The sequence below is a fragment of the Heliomarina sp. genome (genome assembly GCF_052826185.1).
Map to the genome: position 1 here is coordinate 1 of NZ_JBRBUI010000045.1, position 21,784 is coordinate 21,784.

Here is a 21,784-nt window from a genome sequence, read left to right on the forward strand (position 1 = left end):
GTCATCGCCAGACCTAGTAAAACCCTGTAAACTTATCTCTCTAACGATGAACCACCCTGTCGCGGGATGGAGCAGCCCGGTAGCTCGTCAGGCTCATAACCTGAAGGTCGTAGGTTCAAATCCTACTCCCGCAACCAACTTACCCAACAAGCCGCCGTAAGGCGGCTTTCGCCGTTCTGGGTTTGGGAGGTCGGAGAAAACCAACGACCCAATCAAATGATGGGTTTGATCCGTTTCCCCCAACTTATCACCCTTTCACTGTCGGTCTACAACTCAGGTGGAAGCGAAGCGCTTTCCAAGGTGCTTGGTAAGGCAAACGGAGATTGAAAATTGCTAATTGGCATTTATCGGGCGACATAAAGTCTGGACCGATTGAACATCTAACATATCCGCGTAACGGAATCGCTGACGGAGCAGACCGGCATTCACAGCACCAGCGGGATCCGATAAAGTGTTTCGCGAATGCCTGTATTTAGAATTGGAACTCGGAGCAGGGCGACGATCCGGGCGATGCGAAACGATCTCGTTGGCAACAATTCGGGGCTTTACCAACGTCGAGAGTAAGTGATCCCGTCTCATTCCTGCGTGCGGAAACGAGAGTTCTGGATGATGAAGACCAGGGCCAGCGGGACGATCACCGTGATCAGGCCGACCGTGATCAAGAGATGCCCGAGTTGGCTGTAATCTGCGACGGAGGTGACAACGCCCGTTTCCGGGTTTGTAACGGCACGCGTGACGACGAACCATTGGTTGAGGTATTTGGTCCCGAGACTGCTTGCTGACAGGGCCATATTTGTGAAGGAGGCCATGACGGCGAAGAAGGTTGCCTTCAAGTGCGTTGGCGCGTTCCGGGCAATCCAGGCCAGCATCGGCACCATTGCAATCTGGCCGAGCGGAGATTCTACGGCAGTGTCCAGAATGGCGATAAAGCGGGCATCGACGATGCCGCCCGTATGCGCCGCCGTCCATTCATGCACCCCGTAGTAAAGCGCTATATTGGGTAGCGCTAGCGCTCCGGCCGCGATGGTGAGCAGAACGACAACCTGTGCGATTGATCGGTTCGCCATCAGAGGTCTGAGGATGATCAGGCCGAGCAGGGCCAGCAGTGAAGTAATGAATGAGAGAATGGCGAGGAACTGTTCATCGAACCCCAGCTCGTCGATTTCGAACCAGGTTTGGCCGGGACCGGGCAGGGGGACCGCACGAAATACGAAGATGATCGTGGCCGTGCCGATCAGGACCCTGGCCTGTTTGGGATCAAGCTCTTTCAACAAGCGCGACATGAGATAGAGGATAACCGAGAACGAAACGACGAAAATGCTCTCTTGCGCATAGTCGAAATCGGCGGTTCCCAGCGCGATGCTCAGGATGACGAATGCAAGTCCCCCCAGCAGGATGGGCCATTTCACCTCGGTTGCTTCTTCCGGCACACTCGGGGGGTTACCTTTGCTCGCGCGGCGGCGTTGAATCAAGCTGTGCAGCACCACGCCGCTGACAGAGATCACCGGGATGGCGAGAGCGATCAGGTAGACCCGCCCGTAAAGGGCCAGACGGTCGGCGGTCTGCAAGTCCTCCGTGCCGGAGAATATCCAGATATTGACCGCAGCGACCCCCGCGAATCCGGAGATGATCGCGATGCGTCCAAGGGTTTGCATCGTCGTGTGGCGGGCGCGCAATTCGTCCGGTGGCAAATCGCGGCCATCCGCGTCTGTTGTCGGTACGGCTTCGACAGTCATTGCATCGGCGACGACATCCTGAATGGCATAGCCTGACGGTGCCAGCAGTAATGCAATAACGTACCATGTCTCGAGCGGCATGATGTCGGCCATCGGGGCAGGGGCGGTCACAAGCGCATACATCGTCATCAGCGACATCGTGATCAGGGAGGCGCCGAGCAGAATGAGCAGCGATTTCCAGCGCCAGAACAGATCGACCACGTGCCCCATGGGCATCTTTAGGATCCATGGCAGCCCCGCCCAGAAGGACAGGCCGGCAACGAAAGAGGCCGACAGATCCAGGTAGTCCTTAAGGAAGAAAGCGCCGACGACAGATGTCAGCCCCGATACGCCGGCCGCGAAATAGACCATCAGCGGCGGCAGATAGGACCATCTCATCTGCTCGGCCAGATCCACGAATGTCCTGTGCCACCAGTTGGAGAGCCTCGTTCCGGCGGGCAGGCGTTCAGTGGTCATGGGCATCCAGCGTCCGTTGCGGGTTTCTCGACTTACATCTCAAAGAAAGCCGGCTGTCAAAAGCATCGCGCTGGTAACAACCCCGAGAACGGGCACAAGGACAGGTACGCGAAAGTGAGGTTTGCTTGTGGTCTGCTTGCTCTTCAACAGGATCAGTGCGGCATTGACCAGAACAAAAATACCCAGAACGATCTGCGACGTTCGTTCTGCCAGGATATTGATCGGCAATGCCTGTGTGAGGGTAAGAATAACGGCGACGACCAGAAGGGTCGCGATGACCGGTGTCTGCGTCGCGCTTGGAACCAATGCCAGCGTCCGCGGCAGGTGTCCCCGGTCGGCCAGCCCGTAGATTACCCTTGAAGCCATGATCATCTGGATAAGAACGCCGTTCACCGTGGCGGCAATTGCGACGGCAGAGAAGCCTTTTTTGACGGCCGTTGGCGCCTCTGAGAACACGAGCGCGAGGGGCGCGGCGGAGACCGATAACGTCTCGATCGGGACGACAAGCAGAACGGTCACCGAAGTTGCCAGGTACAACAGCGCGGCAAGAATGAGAGTTAGCAGAATTGCCTTTGGGATTGTGCGGACCGGGTCGATGACTTCTTCGGCGACATTGGCCATGTCTTCGAAGCCGACAAAGGCAAAGAACGCCAGTAGCGACGCTGCAAATATGCCGCGCCACGTTTCAATCTCAAAAGTCGGGATCATGTCCGAAACCGCATAGCCCTGCGGATCGGGAATGCACATGCCCCAGCCAATGACAAAGAGCAGGCCGGTGATTTCGATGATTGTAATGAGGGCAGCGATGTAGACGGATTCTGTAATGCCCCAGAGCGCTATGAGCCCCATCAGCAATACGATGGCGATGGTCAGCCACGAGGTTCCCAGTCCCGTCAGGTCGTGAAGGTATGAGGCCGCGCCGATTGCCACGGCCGAGGCCGAGATCACCCCAGAGGCCGCGACGGCGAGGCCGACCAGCACCGCTATCCCCTTGTTTTGAAAAGCTGCTTCGACATAGGCGGCCTCGCCCGCGCTGACTGGGTAGCGGGTCGCGAGTTCTGCGTATGAAAGGGCGGTCAGCGACACGACCAGAGCCGCTACGATAAAAGAGATGCCAGCGAAGGGGCCGGCGATATCCGCAGTCGCACCGACAAGCACGTAGATGCCAGCGCCGACCGTTACCCCAAGCCCATAGAGCGTCAGCAATGGGGTGTTCAGGGAACGTCGGAGTTTAGGGGGCGTCTGCTCGTTGCTTGTCATAAAGTAAGTCTTGCCTGTAATCCGTCTGGTTTGGAGCCTCACCCTCCGGGCAAGGCGGTCAAGGTTACCTGCTTTGCGTTGTTGCGCCCATCTTTGCAGCACAGGCAATACAAGCATCTATTTGTCGGGTTTTACCCTTTGGCCGATCCCGGCTTGTTGATCTGCATCAAATCCGATCCGGGCCTGATGCGGGAAGGTGGCCGCAGATTTATTGGAATGTCGTTGCTTCGGCTGATTTGGATGAGCCGGGCTTGGAAACGGACGGTAGGCCCGACGGTGCAGGAGAGAAAAACCCAAGCCTTTGTGACGCGCGGCCTTACCAAAAGCTATGGTGAGGGGCGTTCGATTGTGCATGCCCTGCGCGGTGTCGATCTCGACATTCCAGAGGGTGAGATCGTGGTCATGCTAGGAGCGTCCGGAAGCGGGAAATCGACGCTTTTGAACATTCTAGGGGGGCTCGACAGGCCAACCGCCGGAACTGCGTATTTCCGCGATATCAACCTTGGCGATCTGTCCGATGCAGGTCTCACGCGGTTTCGGCGCGACCATGTTGGCTTTGTGTTTCAGTTCTACAACCTGATGCCCAGTCTCACCGCCCGTGAGAACGTGGAGCTTGTCACGGAAATCGCCGCCAACCCGATGTCGCCAGAGCGGGCGCTTGGGCTGGTCGGCCTGACCAAGCGGCTTGACCATTTCCCCTCGCAACTGTCGGGAGGTGAACAACAGCGGGTCGCGATTGCCCGCGCGATTGCCAAGCAACCGGATGTTCTGTTTTGCGACGAGCCGACCGGCGCGCTTGACAGTACGACGGGGCGCGCGGTTCTTGAGGTGCTCAACGATGTGAATGCCGAACTCGGGGCGACAGTCCTTATGGTGACGCATTCCGCGAACATCGCGGACATGGCCCATCGCGTCATTCGTTTGGTCGATGGCCAGATCGGGCAGATACATGTGAACGAAACCCGCCGAAAACCAGCGGAGATCGAGTGGTGACCTCGCTGGACCGCAAGCTGTTCCGCGACCTCTGGCGGATCAAGGGGCAGGCCGTCGCCATCGCGCTTGTCATCGCCACGGGCGTACTGCTGCAGGTTATGATGTCCGGTCTGGTCGCGTCCCTGACAGAAACCCGGCGGGCCTATTACGAACGCAATAACCTTGCCGAGGTCTTTGCCCCGACGGTACGGGCGCCCGACGCGGTGCTAAACCGGCTGGCCAGTATTCCGGGGGTGGCCCGCCTGTCCGGTCGCGTCGTGGGGCGCGCCCTGATCGACATTCCCGGTGATCCCGTTCCGATCCAGTCGCAGGCCATCGGAATTCCCGACACCGGGCCGGAGGTTCTGAACAATGTCTATCTTATAAGGGGGAGGCTTCCCGAAGAAAGCCATCGCGATGAGGCACTGCTTCTGTCCGGTTTCGCCTCGGCGCATGGCTATGGAATCGGGGATCGGATCAATGTGACGATGAACGGGCTTCGTCGCTCCATCAGGATCGTTGGGCTGGCCCAGTCGCCCGAATTCCTGTTTGTCGCGGCACCCGGGGAAATGGTGCCTGACCCGGCAAGGTATGGCGCGATCTGGATGCGACGCTCCGCGCTGGCTGCGGCCTATGACATGGAGGGCGCTTTCAACGAGGTGTTGCTGTCTTTGTCACGGCATGCCTCGCGTGAGGCCGTGATCGCGGCGGTGGACGAGGTGCTGACCCCTTGGGGCGGGACGGGTGCCTATGGGCGCGCCGAGCTGGTCTCGGACCGTTTTGTCAGTGAAGAGATCGAGGGGCTTGCGACCATGTCACGGGCCGTTCCGCCGCTCTTTATCGCGATTGCGGCCTTCCTGCTTTATATCGTGGTCAACAGGATCGTGCAGGCCGAGCGCGAGGAGATCGGCCTGCTCAAGGCGTTCGGCTATACCAACCGCGAGGTCGGAACGCATTACTTCAAGCTTGTTCTATTGATCGCGGGGGCAGGGGCTTTGATGGGGTGCCTGTTCGGCGTGCTGGCCGGGCGCGCGATAATCCCGATCTACACGACCTTCTACAACTTTCCTTTTCTTGTCTTTCGCCCCGATCCCGCGGCATTTGCCATCGGCGTTCTGGCCAGCATCGCTGCCGCCTCTGCCGGCAGCGTCTTTGTCCTGAGACGTATTTTCGCCCTGACCCCGTCCGAAGCTATGCGCCCGCCGACACCTGCCGATTATTCAAAGACCGTGACCTTTAGGGGAACAGTCGGACGCTTGCTGGACCAGCCGACACGGATTGTCTTCCGGGGGCTGGCCCGGTCACCCTGGCGGGCCCTCGCGTTGTCATCGGGGATAGCCGGAGGTATGGCGCTCGCATCGGGAATGACCACCATCTACGGATCATTCGACCGGATGATGGACCTGAGCTTCACGGTGATCGACCGGTCGGACGCAACCGTCTTTTTTCACACGCCGCTTGGCGAAAAGGCGGCTTTTGAATTAGGGCGCATTCCCGGGGTCATCACCGTCGAACCGTTCCGAGAGGTCGCGGCCACTCTGAAACATGGGCGTAAAACCCATCGTGGCGGCGTGTCCGGCATGATCGACAAGCCTGAACTCACACGGGCCATCGACGATAAGCTCTCCGCGATACCGCTTCCGACCCAAGGCCTCGTTCTGGGACAAGCCCTTGCAGAAATTCTGGACGTGGAACCGGGCGACGTGCTTACGGTGGAAGTGCGCGAGGGGCGGCAGCCGACGCTTTCCGTTCCGGTGACCCGCGTCGCGCGCAGCCTGATCGGGGCCCCGGCCTATATGCGGCTTGCGGCGCTCAACGATGTCATGTCCGAACCGGGCCGGATATCGGGGGCGCACATCCGGGTGGATGGCGCTCGGGCCGATGCGATTTATCAGCGGCTCAAGGACATGCCGACAGTCGCGGGGGTGAGCGTGTCCGAGAACGCGCGAGAGTCCCTGCAAAAGCTGATGGATCAGGGTGCGGGGTCGGCGCGCTATATCATGGGCGCGGTGGCCTTTATCATCACCTTCGGCATTGTCTACAACGCGGCCCGGATCGCACAGAATGAACGGTCCCGCGATCTGGCCTCGTTGCGGGTGATGGGCTTTACCAAGGGGGAAACTGCCTTTGTCCTCCTTGGTGAACTTACAATCATTATTCTCGTCGCACTCCCGGTCGGTTCGCTTGTCGGCTACGCATTGTCCTTTGCTATAGCGCGTGGTTTTTCCTCCGAACTTTACCAGATACCGGCCTACTACGACCCGTTCAGCCACGGGTTTTCCGCAGCTTTCATTCTGGTCGCCGCAGCCATTTCAGGCTTGCTCGTTGAACGCGACCTGAACCGTATGGACCTTGTGACGGTCCTGAAATCTAGGGATTAGATCATGGCACGCAAGACAATGTCCCGCCCGATCCTTATTGGTTTTGCCGTTATTCTTTTGGTCGCTGGCATTGCCTTTTCCTTTTGGCCGAGACCGATGATGGTCGATCTTGGAGAGGTCACAAGAGGACAGATGCGTATGACCGTTGATGAGCAGGGCAAGACCCGTGTGCGCGACGCCTTTGTCGTGTCGACCCCGATGGACGGGCGTTTGCTGCGCGTCGACGTCATGCCGGGCGATCCGATTAAGAAAGATGTGACGGTCGTCGCGCAAATGCGGCCTGCCAATCCCGCCGCGCTGGACGTACGGACACGAGGGCAGGCCCTTGCCGCTGTCGAAGCTGCCGAAGCGGCCCTTCATGTTGCCGAGGCAAACATGAAGGCCGCAAGCGCGGATGCTGATCTTGCCAAGTCCGATCTGAAACGCACCGAACAGCTGGCCGACAGCGGAACGGTCAGTCTTGCCGCGCTGGACCGCGCCCAAAGCGCTGCGCGTGCTGCGCAGGCCCGGTTCGATACCGCGACAGCGGCAATCGAACAGCAGAGGGCGGAACTGAGACGCGCGCGGGCGCAACTGATCGGCTTTGACGATCCGGATTTCTACGACGCGCCGGATGCCCTGCTCGGGGAGGAAATGCCGATCCATGCGCCAACGGATGGCGTTATACTGCAGGTGCTCCATCAGGACGAAACCACGCTCGCTGCTGGCTCACCCATTCTTGTCGTGGGCGATATCCGCGACGGTCTGGAAGTCGTTGTTGAACTGATTTCGCCCGATGCGATCAACGTGCATGTCGGTGATCCGGTAGATATCGAGAACTGGGGCGGAGCGGCCTCCCTCTCGGGCGTGGTAACGCGCGTTGAGCCCTTCGGTGAAACGAAAGTTTCCGCCCTTGGGGTTGAAGAACAGCGAGTGACCGCAGTTGTCGAGCTGACGAGTTCGCCAGAAGAGCGCGAGGGACTGGGGCACGGTTATGCGGTCGAAGCGCGGATCGTCGTCTGGTCGAAAGACGATGCGCTGATGGTTCCGTCGAGCGCCCTTTTCAGGGAACAGCAGGCATGGTCCGTACTGGTCGACAACGACGGAACCGCCCGACTGAGGATGATTGAGGTTGGACATGACAACGGAAGCGAAGCCGAAGTGCTTGATGGGTTGTCCGAGGGCGATCTCGTCGTGCTGTACCCGCCTGCCAGTCTGAGCGACGGGATGTCGGTTGAGCAACGGATCGTTGAGTAACTTCGGCGCAGGCCCTCGGTTCGGTTCTTGAGGCGAAATGTTGCCCAATATCCTCGTTTCCGCCCATTTCTAGCAAGCTTTACAATATTTGCGACTTCCTCGATCTCCCGGCCCATGCGAAAGGTCACGGAATGTTGAAACGGATCGAACCCATAGCTGCATTCGTCTTGATGGCGATGCTCTTGCTGGCGAGTGTGACCTCGGCTGGCATGATGGCACCCGACCGGCACACTAACGCATACGAGGCTTTCGAACTGATCCACGGGGTCGCCGGAGACGATTTTTGCGGAACCTCGGGACATGCCGACCACCACTGTCCGTTTTGTCATGGCCTTCCCGAAAGTCCGTCTTTCGGACATGAGGGAGAGCTTTTCCTCCTGACGCCTTACGATGGGTGGTTGCTGGCCCGCGACCTGCATCGTTCAGCGCAAACCCGAAATATCAACCATTCCCCAAGGGCGCCGCCCGCGATTGCCTGACGGCCTTGTGCCGTCCCTTCCAGCAATCTGCCGTACAGAGTTTCTGACGGCTAAATTATCGCCTGCCAGACGGGCCATTCGGAATGGATTCATGACTGAACAAACCAAAACAGCGGCGGGCGCCGCTCTCTACCGTGCTATCTGGAGATGGCATTTTATCGCGGGGCTGGTGATCCTCCCCTTTGTACTGATCCTTGCCGTCACAGGTGGCATCTATCTCTTCAAGGACGAAATCAACGATGCGGCCTATCGGCATCTGCGCTTTGTCAAAGCCTCGGGCACACCACTGCGCCCGTCGCAGATTACAGCGGCCGCGCTTGAGGTTCATCCGGGCGAAATCAAGTCCTACTCACCCGCTGCCGCATCCGACCGAAGCGCGGAGGTGGATATTCTCGGCGAAGACGGGCTGAAAAATACCATCTTCGTGAATCCGTATAGCGGCGCGGTTATCGGCAGCCTCTGGGAAAGCGGACCGGCCGGAAGCCCGGCGATGTTCGTCGTGAGAAAGCTGCATTCGCTCGAATATGTCGGTTGGTTCGGAAACCGGCTGATCGAGGCTGCAGCGGGGTGGATGGTCCTGCTGGTCGGCACCGGCATCTATCTCTGGCTGCCCCGGGGCCGCCAGGTCGGGACAGTCACGGTCAAGGCAAAACGCGGACGTCCGCTGTGGCGCGACCTGCATGCGGTGACGGGTCTTTATACAGGTCTCTTCATCGTGTTCCTCGCGCTGACCGGCCTTCCCTGGTCCTCGGTCTGGGGCGGCAAGTTCTACGACTACAGCTATGCGCTGGGTCTTGGCATGCCCGATGGTTACTGGTCGAACACACCTGTTTCGACGCAGCCGGTGTCGGACGCTGTCGACCGCGCCCCGTGGATCATGGAAAAGCAGCCAATGCCGCTGTCAGAGGTCTCTGACGGCCCTGCGCAGCCGTTGGATGTGGTTGTTGAAACGGTTGAGAACCTTGGCATTGTGCCCGGTTACGCCGTGTCCATGCCAAACGGTCCCGAGGGCGTTTTCACCGCCTCGGTCTATCCCGATGACATCACTTACGAGCGGGTGATCCACCTTGATCAGTACACGGGCGAGGTGCTCTATGACGCCGGGCTCGAAGACCTTGGAACGCTGGGTCGCTGGGCCGAATGGGGGATCAGTGTTCACATGGGGCAGGAATGGGGGCTGGTGAACCAGATCATCCTTTTGCTGGCCTGCCTTGCGATGGTGTTGCTTTGCGTTTCAGCCGCGACCATGTGGTGGAAACGGCGGCCCAGTGGCGCTCTCGGTGTACCTCAGGTGCCGACGGACTGGCGCATACCCCGCGGCTTGCTGGTGATGGCAATCGCGGCTGGCCTGTTCTTCCCGCTGGTTGGTCTTTCGATGCTGGTGCTTGCCGGGATCGAATTGGTCCTTCATTTCACCGGACGTCAGCAACGTATGGCTTAAAATAGAAAACGCCCGGTTTGCCGGGCGTTTTCGAACGGCGAGTGTTGCGCGCCGAGAATTTCAGTAGTTCAGTTGCTTACCGGGTCTTCGCCCTCCAGGGTCGCCGCAAGCCTGACAAGTTCGACGAGTGATCGGACCTCGAGCTTTTCAAGAATGCGGGCCCGATGGTGATCCACGGTACGCGGGCTGATCCCAAGGGTTAGCCCGATCTCCTTGCTGGAAACCTCGGCCGGGTTGGCAAGCACATGGCTGACGATCTCGGCTTCGCGCTCGGTAAGCCGTTCGAAACGTGCCCGGATCGCGTTTTGTGACGCGCTGGCCTGGTGCCGGCTCTCGGCCAGTTCAAGGGCGACGTCAATGCGCTCGACCAGATCCGACTGTCGGAACGGTTTTTCAAGAAAGTCTACCGCGCCACCCTTCATCGCCTGTACCGATTCAGGCACCCCGCCATGTCCGGTGATGAAGATGACGGCCAGCGGCCAGTTCTTGTTGTTGAGAATGACCTGAAGCTCGAGGCCATTCATGTCTGGCATCCCGTAGTCGAGAATGACGCAGCCTGCGCGCGAACCATCATAGGCGGTCAGAAAGCTGGATGCCGAGTCATAGGCTTTGACCTCATAGCCGCGCTGTTCCAGCGCCCGCAACAGTGAGGTCCGGATATCCTGATCGTCATCGACGATGAACACGAGAGGCCGTTGGTCTGTCATGCAATCTTGTTCGAACTATGGAACTCGGGGTGCAAAACCCACCCGGTTGTTCAGGGAAATTTTGTTGCTTTGGTAACAGGTTGTAGCATCTGGCGGATTTGATCAAGTATTCGCGACATCGATGGTAAAATGGAAAGAAGCACCATTCGGGTCGCGATCTTCATGCCAGAGCTTTCCGCCATTGGCCTGAACGATCGATTTGCAGATTGAAAGCCCAAGTCCCATGCCGGTGGATTTGGTCGTTTCGAAGTCGGTGAAAAGGCTGATCGACGGATCGACACCGGGGCCTGTATCCGAAACGACGACAAGCACCTGAGATCCCTGAGTATGAGCCCTTACTGAAACAACGCGCTCTTGCCGCGGGCAGTCACTGATGGCTTCGATGGCGTTGCGGATCAGGTTCACCAGGACCTGTGCAATCTGGAGCCGGTTGGCGTAGACAAGGGGCAGTTCGGCGATGTCGGCGTCGATCGTGACATTTGCCGCGCGGGCTTCGGCAATGACAAGGTGGCGCGTCTGGTGGACCAGTTCGGCAAGATCAAACGGTTTGCGGATACCTTCGTCGCGGCGGATGAAAGCCCGCAGCGCCTTGATGATCTCGCCCGCCCGCATGGACTGGGTCGCAATCTCCTCCAGCATCGTGTGCAATTCACTGTCCGAACCGGCAAGCTGATCGACGGCAAAAAGAGCACTGTCCGCATTCTGCGTTATCGCGGTGAGAGGCTGGTTAAGCTCATGCGCGAGACCGGCCGCAACCTGACCCATCGTATTGTCGCGGGACAGGTTGGACAGTTCCCGGTTCAGTTCGGCAATCTGTTCCTCGGTCTGTTTCGTCTGGGTGATGTCGTCTATGGTCAAAACGTAATGCAGAGGCTTGCCGTCATGGTTGAAGATCATGATGGCATTCACGGCGATCCAGATCGTTTCGCCGTCTTTGCGCTGGCAGCGAAGTTCCGAGTTGATCTCATGGGGGACGCTGCCCTGTCCTGCATCAAAAAGGAGGAACGGCGGATCGTCCGGATGGACGAGATCGGAAAACGCCATTTCGCGCAAGGCGTCTGCCGAGTAACCGGTGATCTTGGAAAACCTCTCATTGACCCGCACCAGCCGACCCGTGCCCGCGTCGATCTGCGCCATCCCGCGCGAGGTCAGATCGAAGGTCTTGCCATATTCGATCTCGGTTGCGCGCCGGGCAGCAATCTGCTGCATCATCGTGCGGTTCGCATTTTCGAGTTCTTGGTATGTCTTCGGAAGCGGTTCGGCCGGGTCGAGTTCGCCCTGTGATATCAGGGCGGATCGAACCGCAAAGGCACGAACCGGTTTGTAGATGTAATTCGCAAGGCCAAGTCCGCACAACCCGGTGATGACGGCAACCAGTGCCGCGATCCAGATGTTCACGCGCCGGTTATGCTTGATGACCGAGGTGAAATCGCTTTCGGGCGCATATGCCGCGGTGATCCATGACAGGTTGTCATTGATCGGTGGCATGACGACGGAAACATAGGTCTCGCCACCATAGGTGAACTGCGACAGCGTTTCCTTTTCAACCGAAACCGTGCCGTCTTCCATCAAATAGCCAAATGCGGCACGGGCGATGGGGTCTTCGAAATTTTGGATATCGACGAAACGCAGGGTGCCATCGGCGTTCTGCGTTTTAAGCAGGTTCTTGTCCGGATGCGCGATCACGTCGCCATTGCTGTGAATGATCAGCGCGCGTCCGGACGTGCCGATCCTAAGCCGCGCAAGAAAATCCGAAATGTCGCTGATCTCGATGTCGACACCGACAATGCCGCGCACGCTGCCGGTTTCTTCCAGTACCGGCGAGGCAAGCGTGATCCCGGGGCGCTGCGAGGAAAAGAAAATATAGGGGTCGGTCCAGATCGTCGTCAGTTGTTCCCGCGCCAATATGTACCACGGACGAGTGCGGGGATCATACACGTCTTCCGGGTCCATCCGGCGTTCGATGACGTTAAAGTCGTCGTCCCGCCAGATCAGTTCGGTCGTGCGTTGCTCTCCCTTGCTACGAATGATCTTGGTGCGGAATGGTCCCGGCTTTTCGCTGCGCATCACATAGACGAATTCGCCGTTTTCCGTCCCGTGATAGAGACCGGCGAATTGCGGCGCGAGCTGCAATTGCTGAAAAAGCAGGCGTTCAAGCTGTTCCGGAACGTCGCTGGCAATCACCCGATCCTGAGCCAGCCGCGCCGAAAGTTCCGCCGCACCGCGGGCCGGGTTCAGAAATCCGCGCGAATGTTCGATGGCATTGGTGCCGATATCGCTGAGCAGATCACGTGCGTGGTCCAGCAGAGCACGTTCTGATGTGACAAAGGAGGAAAACACCACGGCGAGGATCGCAATAAACTGCAACCCGGCCAGACCAATGGCGAGCATGGCTCCAAGTGAATTCCGCATGGCCGTGTTTCTCCCAGGATGCCGGCCAGCAATGCTTCACCCGCTATATTTGAGTTCCACAAAATTCTGCGTGAGGCAACTGCGGCAGGGCCAAATGCGTATAGGCAATATTACGCAGGCAATCACACGCATTTCCTATGCAATTGTTTCATGCCAGTGTTTGTTTACGTCGCCGCGTCTGCCCATCCATCCCTGGCGTGTAAGCGTGGAACGTTGTTTGTAGTAAATTTATTTCCGTGGCGTTTGTGAGTGCGCGCCCATAGCAATTTCTTTTGTTTTGTAGCCGGTGTCGGGCCCCCATCCCGTCCCGGCTGCAATTTATTCTGGGGGGTACTTTGCCGGAAGCGGGACCCCGAGAGCTTCGGTTGCCTCTACCGGATGCCGCCAGAGCAGCATTGGAAATGTCTTGCTCAGGGCAGGCGTCAGACGATAAGCCGTCCGCCTGGCAGCGATCTCACCAATGAAAGCGCCTCGGGATCGGTCAGGTTCGACCTTTTGTTCTGCGCGTTCTTGAATGCGTGCTCTCGCATCTGCGCTTCGGCCCGGTGTCCCTGACGTAGTTGTACTGCCATAAGGATACGGCGGTGATCTTCATGGGCCGCCTTCAGTTGTTCCTGGCTGCGCCCGATGTCCCTCCTGTCGAAAATGATAATGCTGGAGGACACAAGCGGAAGCGCTGAAACCTGCGGGATCGAAATTGCCAGTGCCCAGTTGCCGCTGGCCTCGATCAGGAGCGCGTGAAATTCCTCGTTTATCCCGATCCACCGGGCACGCTTGTCGTCATCGTCGACGACGGAGGCAAGCAGGCTTTCGGATTCTTCAAGCAACGCTTCGAGCCGATCGTCCAACGACTTGTCGAGACCCTTTTCAGCGGCGAGGCGAACGGCCATGCCCTCAAGCTCGCCCCTGACCTCGATCGCATCCGCGATCTGTTCGATGGAAAATGCACGCACTCTGGAGCCGCGGTTGGGTTCCCGGACTAGAAGGCCTTCGTGTTCAAGCTGGCTCATCGCGAGGCGCGCGATGGTGCGCGACACGCCAAGGGCCTTGGCCACGGTAACTTCGCGCAACTTGTTTCCCGGCGGGAACCGGCCTTCCATGACCTCGTGCCGAAGGGCCTCGGTTGCGTCTTCGAGAGCGATGCTCATGCGGGGCTGGTCCATCTAAGTACATATTCCGAAGAGAGATTATTTGCGGCGAAAGCAAATGTCGAGCGGATTGGACCAAAGGCGTGCGTATTTGCATGCATTTAGCCCATTTGGGTGGGTTGATTTGAATCAAAAACGCAATTATGCATGCAAAAATGATATTTGCCTGAAGAGGATGCCATGAACTACGTCTCCAACACGGAAAAAGCCAAATCGCTTGCACCTTCTTTCGGGCAACCCCCACTGTCTGGAACACGCCCGCCTCGCTGCCCGCCTTATGTCGATGTGACCCATCCAGACCAGCTCTTGCCCTATCTCGAGCATGTGGCGAAGCGGCCCTATAACCACGGTCTGAATGCCTGCTGGGATCTCAAGCCGGGCGAGCGTGTGCTGCTGCGCGTTGATAACTGGCACAGCCCGATGGTGATTGAAGCCTGCAAGAAGATTCTTGAAAAATACGGCGTCAAATACACGATTGGCGAGATTGATCGCGGGCCGGTCAAGGAGTGGGTCGGCGCGGACGAGGTTGATTACTATCTTTTCCGTACCAAGGAACTGGCCCAATGGATGGACGAATGGGAAGAAGCGTCCAGAAAGCAGGAATACGACAAGATTTTCATGGGGTATGGCGGTCCGGTGCTGACCGACAAGTTCGTCAAAATTCAGCGCATGCCCTTTATCACTCCCGAGATCCTTGCCTCTCCGGCCCATGCGATGCCGATCGAAGTTCTCAACGCGATGGATCAGTGGACTTGGGATCGCATCCGCGCCTCAAAGCGCGCACGCATAACCGACCCCGAAGGCACCGATATCGAATTCACCAACCATGATGGCTACTGGGACAGCCGCCGCGAGATGTATAACCCCGACCTCGTAAACAGCACGTGGGAAGGGAACCCGAAGTTCGGCGCCACCTATCTGCCGGGCCATATCACCGGCCGCCCGTGGATGTATCTGAAGGGCAAGGAAGATGGCTGCGGCGTCATTGCTGGCACGACCAACCATATCGCGCCCTGCGACTGGACCCAGCTGATCGTCGAGAATTCAAAGATCACGCAGATCAACGCAGGTGGCGACTTTGGAGATCAATTGCGTGCAATCATGGCTCAGACCGAAGACCTGCAGTATCCCGGGTTTAACGGTAAGGGCCTGATGCACTGGTGGGAGGCGTCCATCGGCACCAACCCGCATATTCACCGCCCGCGCAAGGACTTCCCGTCCGGTTTCGTGAACTGCCTTTATGAGCGGGTGCGGTCCGGCGTGATCCATATGGGCTTTGGCACGATCATCTCTTCGATGGACGAACGCAACGCGGCGCGTCAGGGGCTGCCGGTGGGGCACTGGCACCTGCACCTCTATTTCCCGACCTATCACCTGGAAATGGAAGGTGATAACGAGCTGCTGATCGAGAACGGGCGTCTGCTTGCGCTGGACGATCCAAAGATCCGCAAGCTGGCGTCCCAGTATGGCGATGCCGATCTGTGGCTTGATGAATCCTGGAACCCTGCAGTACCGGGGCTCAACATGCCGGGCGACTACTGGAACGACTACGGCGCCGACCCGCTTGCATGGGTCAAGCACGAGCTCGATATCTGCCGCAACGACCACCCGCGGTTCATGGAGATGGTCGAGGCTGACGGCAAATACTGCCACGGCAAGGGCGCCGAATTCTGGGCAGGCGGTTGCTGCGGTCACAGCGGCGTCCAGCCGGCCAGCTTCAAAAGCAACTGTTGCGGCTGATGGAAGGCGCAGCAGGCAGCACTAGTGCAGGGGCGGTGCCATCCGGTGCTGCCCAACATCTTGCAAAGCTGGAAAACCACTTTCCGATTGCGGGGAAGACGCTGCTGGATATCGGCTGCGGCACGGGCGATTTCATGCGGCTCGCCATAACGCATGGTGCCGATGCCCATGGGCTTGAGGTTGACCCGGATACGATACAACGTGCCATCGCCGCAGGCTGCGACCCGGCTCGGCTGTCACTTGGCGATGGCATGTCCCTGCCGTTCGACCATGGCGCGTTCGACCTCGTTTCCTTTGTTTTCAGCTTTCATCATGTGCCTGCCGACGTGCATGAGGCGATGCTCGGCGAAGCGGCCCGCGTACTGCGACCCGGCGGTCATCTGGTTGCTTTCGAGCCGCGTCCTTTCGGCATGATGACCGAGGTGATCAAGCTGATCGAGGACGAAACCAAGGTTCGCACCACTGCCCAAGCGACACTGGATAGTCCTCCGGCACCCTTCGAAACCATTGCGTCAGGAGAGTATGAGCTGCAGCGCGTTTTTGCGGATTTCGATACTTTTCTCACGGCAATAGTGAACGTCGACAAGAAAAGAGCCGAGCAAGCGGAGCGCGATGACATTCGTCAGGAAACGCGGAAACGGTTCGAAGAACTTGGCATGGAGGCCGCTGATGGTGGCCACGTCATGATTCAGCCCTCCGTTTATTACCTGCTGCGGCGCGACTGAGATGATGAAGACGCGGGCAGGGCTGTTGGCATATTGGCCGGTGCCGACGCACGCCGCGGCAATGGCCCTTGGGTTCGCCTACGATTTTGCGGTTCGCGGCAAGGAAATGCTGTGCGTGACAGACCCGCATTTCGACATCGTGCTTTTCCTGCGCGTATTGACGGATTGCCCGGGCATGGTCTGCGGCATGTTGGTCGCTTCGCTGCTGGAACTGGTTACGTCGCCTAACGCCGCTACCGTATTGCGGGGGCTGACGGGATTCGTAGCGGGACTTGTCGCGATGTATTGGGCCGCCATCGTGTTCCCCACGCTCTGGCCGCTGCAGTTCGCGGCCATGCTGGCATCGATGCATGTGCTGTCCGCGCTGGCCGTCATAGGACGGGTGCTCTCATTTTTGCGTGCAAAAACTGGTAATATACCGCACGAAACGCAAGTTATCGGCTTGTAAATGTGAGTTATGCATGCATAATATTGCAGAACGAAATGCTTGGGAGGAGCATCATGAATTCCATATTTAGTCGTACAACAGCGGTTGCCGCACTTTTGATGGCGGGCAGCGTCTCAGCAAGTGCCGAAACGGTCCTTCGGTTTTCCGATTACGGACCGAACCGGGGAACGCGCGCCGAAGCGCTCGAGTGGTTTGCCGCCGAATTGGACAAACGCACGGATGGTGACCTCAAGATAGAGTTCTTCTGGGGTGGTTCCCTGCTTGGCGGGCGCGATACGCTCTCTGGTGTCGGGGATGGTGTGGCCGACTTGGGCACGATCATCGGCTTCTTCACACCCAAGGAATTGCAGCTTTACAACATCGGTGACCTGCCGGTCGAAAACAGCGATATGTGGGTCGGTCTGAATGCCATGTACGACCTCTCAAACAGCGAGATGATTGCCGAGGAGTTCAGCAAGGCAGGCGTCAAGTATGTCACCAATTATACGACAGGGCCGGTACAGCTTATCTGTCGCTCCGAGGTCAACACGCTGGACGATCTGAACGGTCTCAAGATCCGGGCGTCAGGACCATATGGCGATACGCTTGAACGGCTGGGAGCGGAAATCGTCCGCATGAGCCAGGCAGATGTGTATCAGGCGCTGGATTCCGGTCTGCTCGACTGTAACCAGAACTATTACTACGCCATGCAGGCCTACCGGCAGTATGAGGTCGCGCCTTACGTGCTGGCAATGGACTGGGGCCAGAACATGTCCTTTGGCATCGCGATCAACGAAATGACCTATTCGGGTTTTTCGGATGAGAACAAAGAGGTTTTTGACAAGCTCTCGCGTGACTTCATCGATCACCTCGCCGAACAGATGGAGCAGACCGACGAAGAGGCGCTGGCGTCGATGGTGTCAGGGGGCGAGGGTGCGGGCATTACCGTCGCCGAGCTTTCGGAAGAAGATCGAGACCGGCTGAACGAGGCCAGCGCGCAATCCATCGACGACTGGACCGCTCGCGTCAGCGAGAATGGCGGCGACGGTGAGGCTCTCTTGGCGGAATACCAAAAGCTGATAGAAGACTATAAAGCCAAGCAGTAGGGGAGACTAATTGGTGTCCCAACCAGAGAACGAGCTTGCCCCCGTTTCGCCGACACGCGCGGAACGGGCATTGGGCCAGATAGCCGTCGTCGGGCTTTTCCTGATGGCGGCGCTGATTACGCTCAACGTGATCAGCCGATGGATCGGTAGGGCAATCATCCCCGACGATATCCAGCTTGTTAAAGAGCTGATGGTGGTGGTTATTCTGCTGCCGCTGGGTGTGGTGACCGCAACGCGCAATCACATCAGCGTCGACCTCTTTACCGAGTGGATGGCGAAACGTGGCCGGCACCGGCTTGGAGTGCTGGAACAGTTGGTCGGCATCGTTTTCGTCTCACTGGTGTCCTATGCGGCTTATCGCGATGCGCTGGGCGCCTGGGAAAGCCAGGACTATTACTCCGGTGTCCTGAACATTCCCATGTGGCTTGGCCATTTCGTGTTTCTCTTCGGCATGGCGGTGTTTCTGATCCGACTTCTCGTAATGTTCATTATCGATCTGCGCCGCAGTTTCTGACCGGAGGTCCCAATGGAACCGACACTACTCGCCGGCTGCGTCGTGGCTGCCGTTCTGATCCTGCTCGCCCTGCGGGTGCCTATCGCCTATGCCATTGGCGCCTGCGCTGCCGCCGGGTTGCTGTTGTTCTTTTCCTGGCGGCCGGGCGGCGATCTGAATTTGTTGGGCGGCATGCGTCCGGCCCTGCGACTGATCGGTTCGAATACATTTGCCTTCGTGCACAATTATCCGCTCAGCATGATCCCCTTGTTTATCGGTCTGGGCCATGTCGCTTATCATGCCGAGATCACGACCGACCTCTACCGGTCGCTGCGCATCCTTTTGCGGAAGCTTCCGGGCGGGCTTGCGATGGCTTCTGTCTCGGGATGTGCCGGTTTCTCGGCCATCACCGGGTCGAGCGTCGCCTGCGCCGCTGCGATGGGCCGGATCGCGGTGCCCGAAATGCTGCAATACGGCTATCATCCAAGGCTCGCGGCGGGGTCGGTCGCCGCTGGCGGTACGCTCGGGTCGCTGATCCCGCCAAGCCTGCTTTTCGTGATCTATGCGATCTTTACCGAACAGTCCGTAAACGGACTTTTCCTCGCGGGGGTTATTCCCGGTCTCCTGTCGTTGGTCGGCTTTCTACTGACGATCTTGATCTGGTGTATGCTTAAGCCGCAGCATGCACCGCGGCAGCAGTTCGACGAGGTGGTTGACCGCGCGGCTGCGATCCGCGGGCTTTGGCCTGCCTGCGTTCTATTCCTGATCGTGGTCGGCGGCATCTACTGGGGCATATTCACCCCGACCGAAGCCGCAGCTGTCAGCCTTGTCGTGGCACTTCTGATCGGCCTCGCGCGCAAAAAGCTGAACTGGAGCGCGCTGATCGACTCCGGGTCCGAAACGGTCCGCCAGACAGCAATGATCTTCATGGTGGCACTTGCGGCCAAGCTGTTCACGGCATTCATTTCGTTGACCCGCATTACTCCGCTAGCACTCGACTGGCTCGAGAGCCTCGACCCGCCGTTTTATCTCGTGATGATCGCCATTGTGGTGTTTTACCTAGTGATCGGCATGTTCCTCGATTCAATCGGGATCCTCGTTCTGACGCTGCCTTTCACGGTGCCGATCATGTCGAACTACGGGGTCGATTTGATCTGGTTCGGCGTGATCGTCATCAAGCTGCTCGAGATCGGCCTGATCACACCGCCCATCGGGCTGAACATCTTTGTCATCAAGAGCGTGACGCCACGATCTGTCACCCTGTCCGAAGTCTTCAAGGGCGCGGCGGCCTTCCTGACGCTTGACCTGCTGGTGCTGATCCTCTTGCTCTTGGTGCCCGCCCTGTCGCTCTGGTTACCGCAATCGGCATTTGGGTAGGGCAACGTTCGGGTGATTTGATGAAGTTTAAGGACGGGTGGGAAATACCGCCGGTTCGTGGCCATGGAAGATGTATTTCAGTCGGTGCTACTGGCAGTAAGCCGTCGCCGCGAGGTAAAGCTGATCAACCGTTCTTCCGGATCCCATTCAACCACCGCATCGTTGATTTCCACATGGCCGGACATATCGCTTGATACGTCTACGTTGGAATAATCCCGCTCCAGCGGGTTTATCGTATAAGGCATGAAACACGACGGATCCGTCGAAAGATAATCTCTCTCGTAATAAATGTTTGTTCGTTGTATCTTCAGCGGTTCCGGCCCCGCCTTTTCGATTGTCGAGCGCAGATCTTTCCAAACATTGTCGCATGTTTTCCAGTCATGAAGCACGAACGCGGAATTGGCGGTAAACAGGAATGCCAGCACGATCGTGAGCGAATTCCGTACAGCCGAAGAAGGAACAAGCCATTTCAGCATCAAGGCTATAAGATAGATGGCGGGAATGATCAGCAGATAGGCCGAGCGCAACGGCAGTTGCTGGACGATGATCATGACCGTGAACATGCCCACGAAAAGAAACCCGAGGTACAGCGCAGCAAGGCGACCAGTTGGTGTGATCAGTTTGTCAACGCTTGGTCGCCTGCGGATATAGGCATAGATCGCGGCAGCAAAGGCGCAGATGGCGATGATGCCCGAAACATAGGAATAGGGTGTCGGCACGAACAGCGCGAGGATCATCTTGGCCAGTTTCTTTGCTGGAAAACCAAGCGTGCCGCCCATCGACCCGTCGCCCGGCAACTCGACCCCGGCGACAAAGCGCAAGGAAAGCGCAAGCATCGCGAGCGCGATTCCGGCAAAGATGTAGGCAAAGCGGATCGGGCGGCGTGAAAGTAGGTCGTCGACAAATATCGCCGCCGCGATGGCAAGCGGCGCAACAAGGTAGAGCTCCTTGAAGAACGGCGCACCGGCAGCGAGAACGATTGCAAGCCAGATGTGTTGTCTCGTTAAAAGGATGCAGCCGGCGGCAATGGCCAGAATGGCGCCGAGAATGTCCTGATAGCGGGCAATGGCAACCAGTATGTCAGCGGCTATCGGATGAACAAAGATCAGGCTTGCGAATACCGGCCAGGGCATTTCTGGGACAAGGCGCATCAATAGTTTCGTGCCCAGCAGAACGAACAGGCAGTGCATCACGAAGCCGAAAACGAAAATCGGAGTGAGCCCCCAGGTTTCTCGTACACTGCCGGCCACCCAGTAGAAGACGTTGGAAAGGGGCCGCCAATAGGGGCCCGCAAGGAATTCGGGTGTTGTGGCGAGTATTTTTGCAGAGAGCAGCGATTTCAGGTCGGACAAGTCCTCGCGCACACCGAGAAGAGAAAGCGTATCAGCGCCCGTCGTCGAAAAATTCCATATCTGGATGTAAATAATGAAAGCGGCTGCGGAAACGGCGAATAATACGGCAATGTCGAGACGCAGGCGCATGCTCTTACTCCATAATTCGATAAGTCACTTATTTGTTTAATTGGTTTCCGCTTTGCGGAAACAGGTCGCAAAATTGGTCTTGATACTAGTACTGAAGTGTCATGAGCAGGCTGCAAGTTATTGTCTTGAAGGTGCTATTCGCTCTTACGTTGCAATACGTAGCAGCTTGCAGCCCAGATTTCAGCATTTTTCGCCGGGCTCTCAAAT

The 21,784-nt window shown here is 58.0% G+C and carries 17 protein-coding genes and 1 tRNA gene; 12 read left to right on the forward strand and 6 right to left on the reverse strand.

Annotated elements, in window-relative coordinates; genetic code table 11:
* The first annotated feature begins 60 nt into the window (after positions 1-60).
* Positions 61-137 (forward strand) — tRNA-Met (locus ACU0FH_RS12300).
* A gap of 438 nt (positions 138-575) precedes the next feature.
* On the opposite strand, the gene ACU0FH_RS12305 is transcribed toward ACU0FH_RS12300, so the two are convergent.
* On the reverse strand, positions 576-2,198 hold the full coding sequence (locus tag ACU0FH_RS12305; RefSeq protein ID WP_446194878.1) for a hypothetical protein: 1,623 nt from the start codon (positions 2,196-2,198) through the stop codon (positions 576-578).
* A gap of 33 nt (positions 2,199-2,231) precedes the next feature.
* On the reverse strand, positions 2,232-3,452 hold the full coding sequence (locus ACU0FH_RS12310; protein WP_446194879.1) for an APC family permease: 1,221 nt from the start codon (positions 3,450-3,452) through the stop codon (positions 2,232-2,234).
* Positions 3,453-3,692: 240 nt separating this feature from the next.
* Between ACU0FH_RS12310 and ACU0FH_RS12315 the strand changes: the two genes are divergently transcribed.
* The 5 genes from ACU0FH_RS12315 (at position 3,693) to ACU0FH_RS12335 (ending at position 9,961) form a co-directional block, all read left to right on the forward strand.
* Entirely contained in the window at positions 3,693-4,445 is a 753-nt protein-coding gene (locus tag ACU0FH_RS12315; RefSeq protein ID WP_446194880.1) for an ABC transporter ATP-binding protein, read from the forward strand.
* The gene (locus tag ACU0FH_RS12320) at positions 4,442-6,805 is read left to right on the forward strand and encodes an ABC transporter permease (RefSeq protein ID WP_446194881.1); all 2,364 of its coding nucleotides are present in this window, start codon (positions 4,442-4,444) and stop codon (positions 6,803-6,805) included. Before ACU0FH_RS12315 ends, ACU0FH_RS12320 begins: the two co-directional genes overlap by 4 nt.
* 3 nt (positions 6,806-6,808) lie before the next feature.
* Positions 6,809-8,041, forward strand: a complete 1,233-nt coding sequence (locus tag ACU0FH_RS12325; RefSeq protein ID WP_446194882.1) for an efflux RND transporter periplasmic adaptor subunit — start codon at positions 6,809-6,811, stop codon at positions 8,039-8,041.
* Positions 8,042-8,172: 131 nt separating this feature from the next.
* Positions 8,173-8,520: a hypothetical protein gene (locus tag ACU0FH_RS12330; RefSeq protein WP_446194884.1), complete on the forward strand. Its 348-nt coding sequence runs from the start codon at positions 8,173-8,175 to the stop codon at positions 8,518-8,520.
* A 91-nt stretch (positions 8,521-8,611) separates the two neighbouring features.
* The gene (locus ACU0FH_RS12335) at positions 8,612-9,961 is read left to right on the forward strand and encodes a PepSY-associated TM helix domain-containing protein (RefSeq protein WP_446194885.1); all 1,350 of its coding nucleotides are present in this window, start codon (positions 8,612-8,614) and stop codon (positions 9,959-9,961) included.
* Between the two features lie 68 nt (positions 9,962-10,029).
* Here the strand turns inward: ACU0FH_RS12335 and ACU0FH_RS12340 are convergent, their stop codons facing one another.
* From ACU0FH_RS12340 to ACU0FH_RS12350, 3 genes are all read right to left on the reverse strand, one after another.
* On the reverse strand, positions 10,030-10,668 hold the full coding sequence (locus tag ACU0FH_RS12340; protein ID WP_446194886.1) for a response regulator transcription factor: 639 nt from the start codon (positions 10,666-10,668) through the stop codon (positions 10,030-10,032).
* A gap of 102 nt (positions 10,669-10,770) precedes the next feature.
* Entirely contained in the window at positions 10,771-13,080 is a 2,310-nt protein-coding gene (locus ACU0FH_RS12345; RefSeq protein WP_446194888.1) for a cache domain-containing protein, read from the reverse strand.
* Between the two features lie 422 nt (positions 13,081-13,502).
* Positions 13,503-14,228: a GntR family transcriptional regulator gene (locus ACU0FH_RS12350; RefSeq protein ID WP_446194889.1), complete on the reverse strand. Its 726-nt coding sequence runs from the start codon at positions 14,226-14,228 to the stop codon at positions 13,503-13,505.
* A gap of 180 nt (positions 14,229-14,408) precedes the next feature.
* Between ACU0FH_RS12350 and ACU0FH_RS12355 the strand changes: the two genes are divergently transcribed.
* Genes ACU0FH_RS12355 through ACU0FH_RS12380 form a run of 6 tightly spaced genes read left to right on the forward strand, consistent with a single transcriptional unit; the run spans position 14,409 to position 20,096 of the window.
* Complete coding sequence (locus ACU0FH_RS12355; protein WP_238369514.1) at positions 14,409-15,968, forward strand: hypothetical protein; 1,560 nt, start codon at positions 14,409-14,411, stop codon at positions 15,966-15,968.
* Positions 15,968-16,693, forward strand: a complete 726-nt coding sequence (locus ACU0FH_RS12360; protein ID WP_446194892.1) for a class I SAM-dependent methyltransferase — start codon at positions 15,968-15,970, stop codon at positions 16,691-16,693. The genes ACU0FH_RS12355 and ACU0FH_RS12360 overlap by 1 nt, the downstream gene beginning before the upstream one ends.
* Position 16,694: 1 nt before the next feature.
* The gene (locus tag ACU0FH_RS12365) at positions 16,695-17,141 is read left to right on the forward strand and encodes a hypothetical protein (RefSeq protein ID WP_446194893.1); all 447 of its coding nucleotides are present in this window, start codon (positions 16,695-16,697) and stop codon (positions 17,139-17,141) included.
* Between the two features lie 53 nt (positions 17,142-17,194).
* On the forward strand, positions 17,195-18,226 hold the full coding sequence (locus ACU0FH_RS12370) for a C4-dicarboxylate TRAP transporter substrate-binding protein (RefSeq protein ID WP_446194894.1): 1,032 nt from the start codon (positions 17,195-17,197) through the stop codon (positions 18,224-18,226).
* 13 nt (positions 18,227-18,239) lie between these two features.
* Positions 18,240-18,740, forward strand: coding sequence for a TRAP transporter small permease (locus ACU0FH_RS12375; RefSeq protein ID WP_446194895.1), 501 nt, complete (start codon positions 18,240-18,242; stop codon positions 18,738-18,740).
* A gap of 12 nt (positions 18,741-18,752) precedes the next feature.
* The gene (locus ACU0FH_RS12380) at positions 18,753-20,096 is read left to right on the forward strand and encodes a TRAP transporter large permease (RefSeq protein WP_446194896.1); all 1,344 of its coding nucleotides are present in this window, start codon (positions 18,753-18,755) and stop codon (positions 20,094-20,096) included.
* A gap of 77 nt (positions 20,097-20,173) precedes the next feature.
* Here the strand turns inward: ACU0FH_RS12380 and ACU0FH_RS12385 are convergent, their stop codons facing one another.
* Entirely contained in the window at positions 20,174-21,577 is a 1,404-nt protein-coding gene (locus ACU0FH_RS12385; RefSeq protein WP_446194897.1) for a hypothetical protein, read from the reverse strand.
* Positions 21,578-21,784 lie beyond the last annotated feature (207 nt).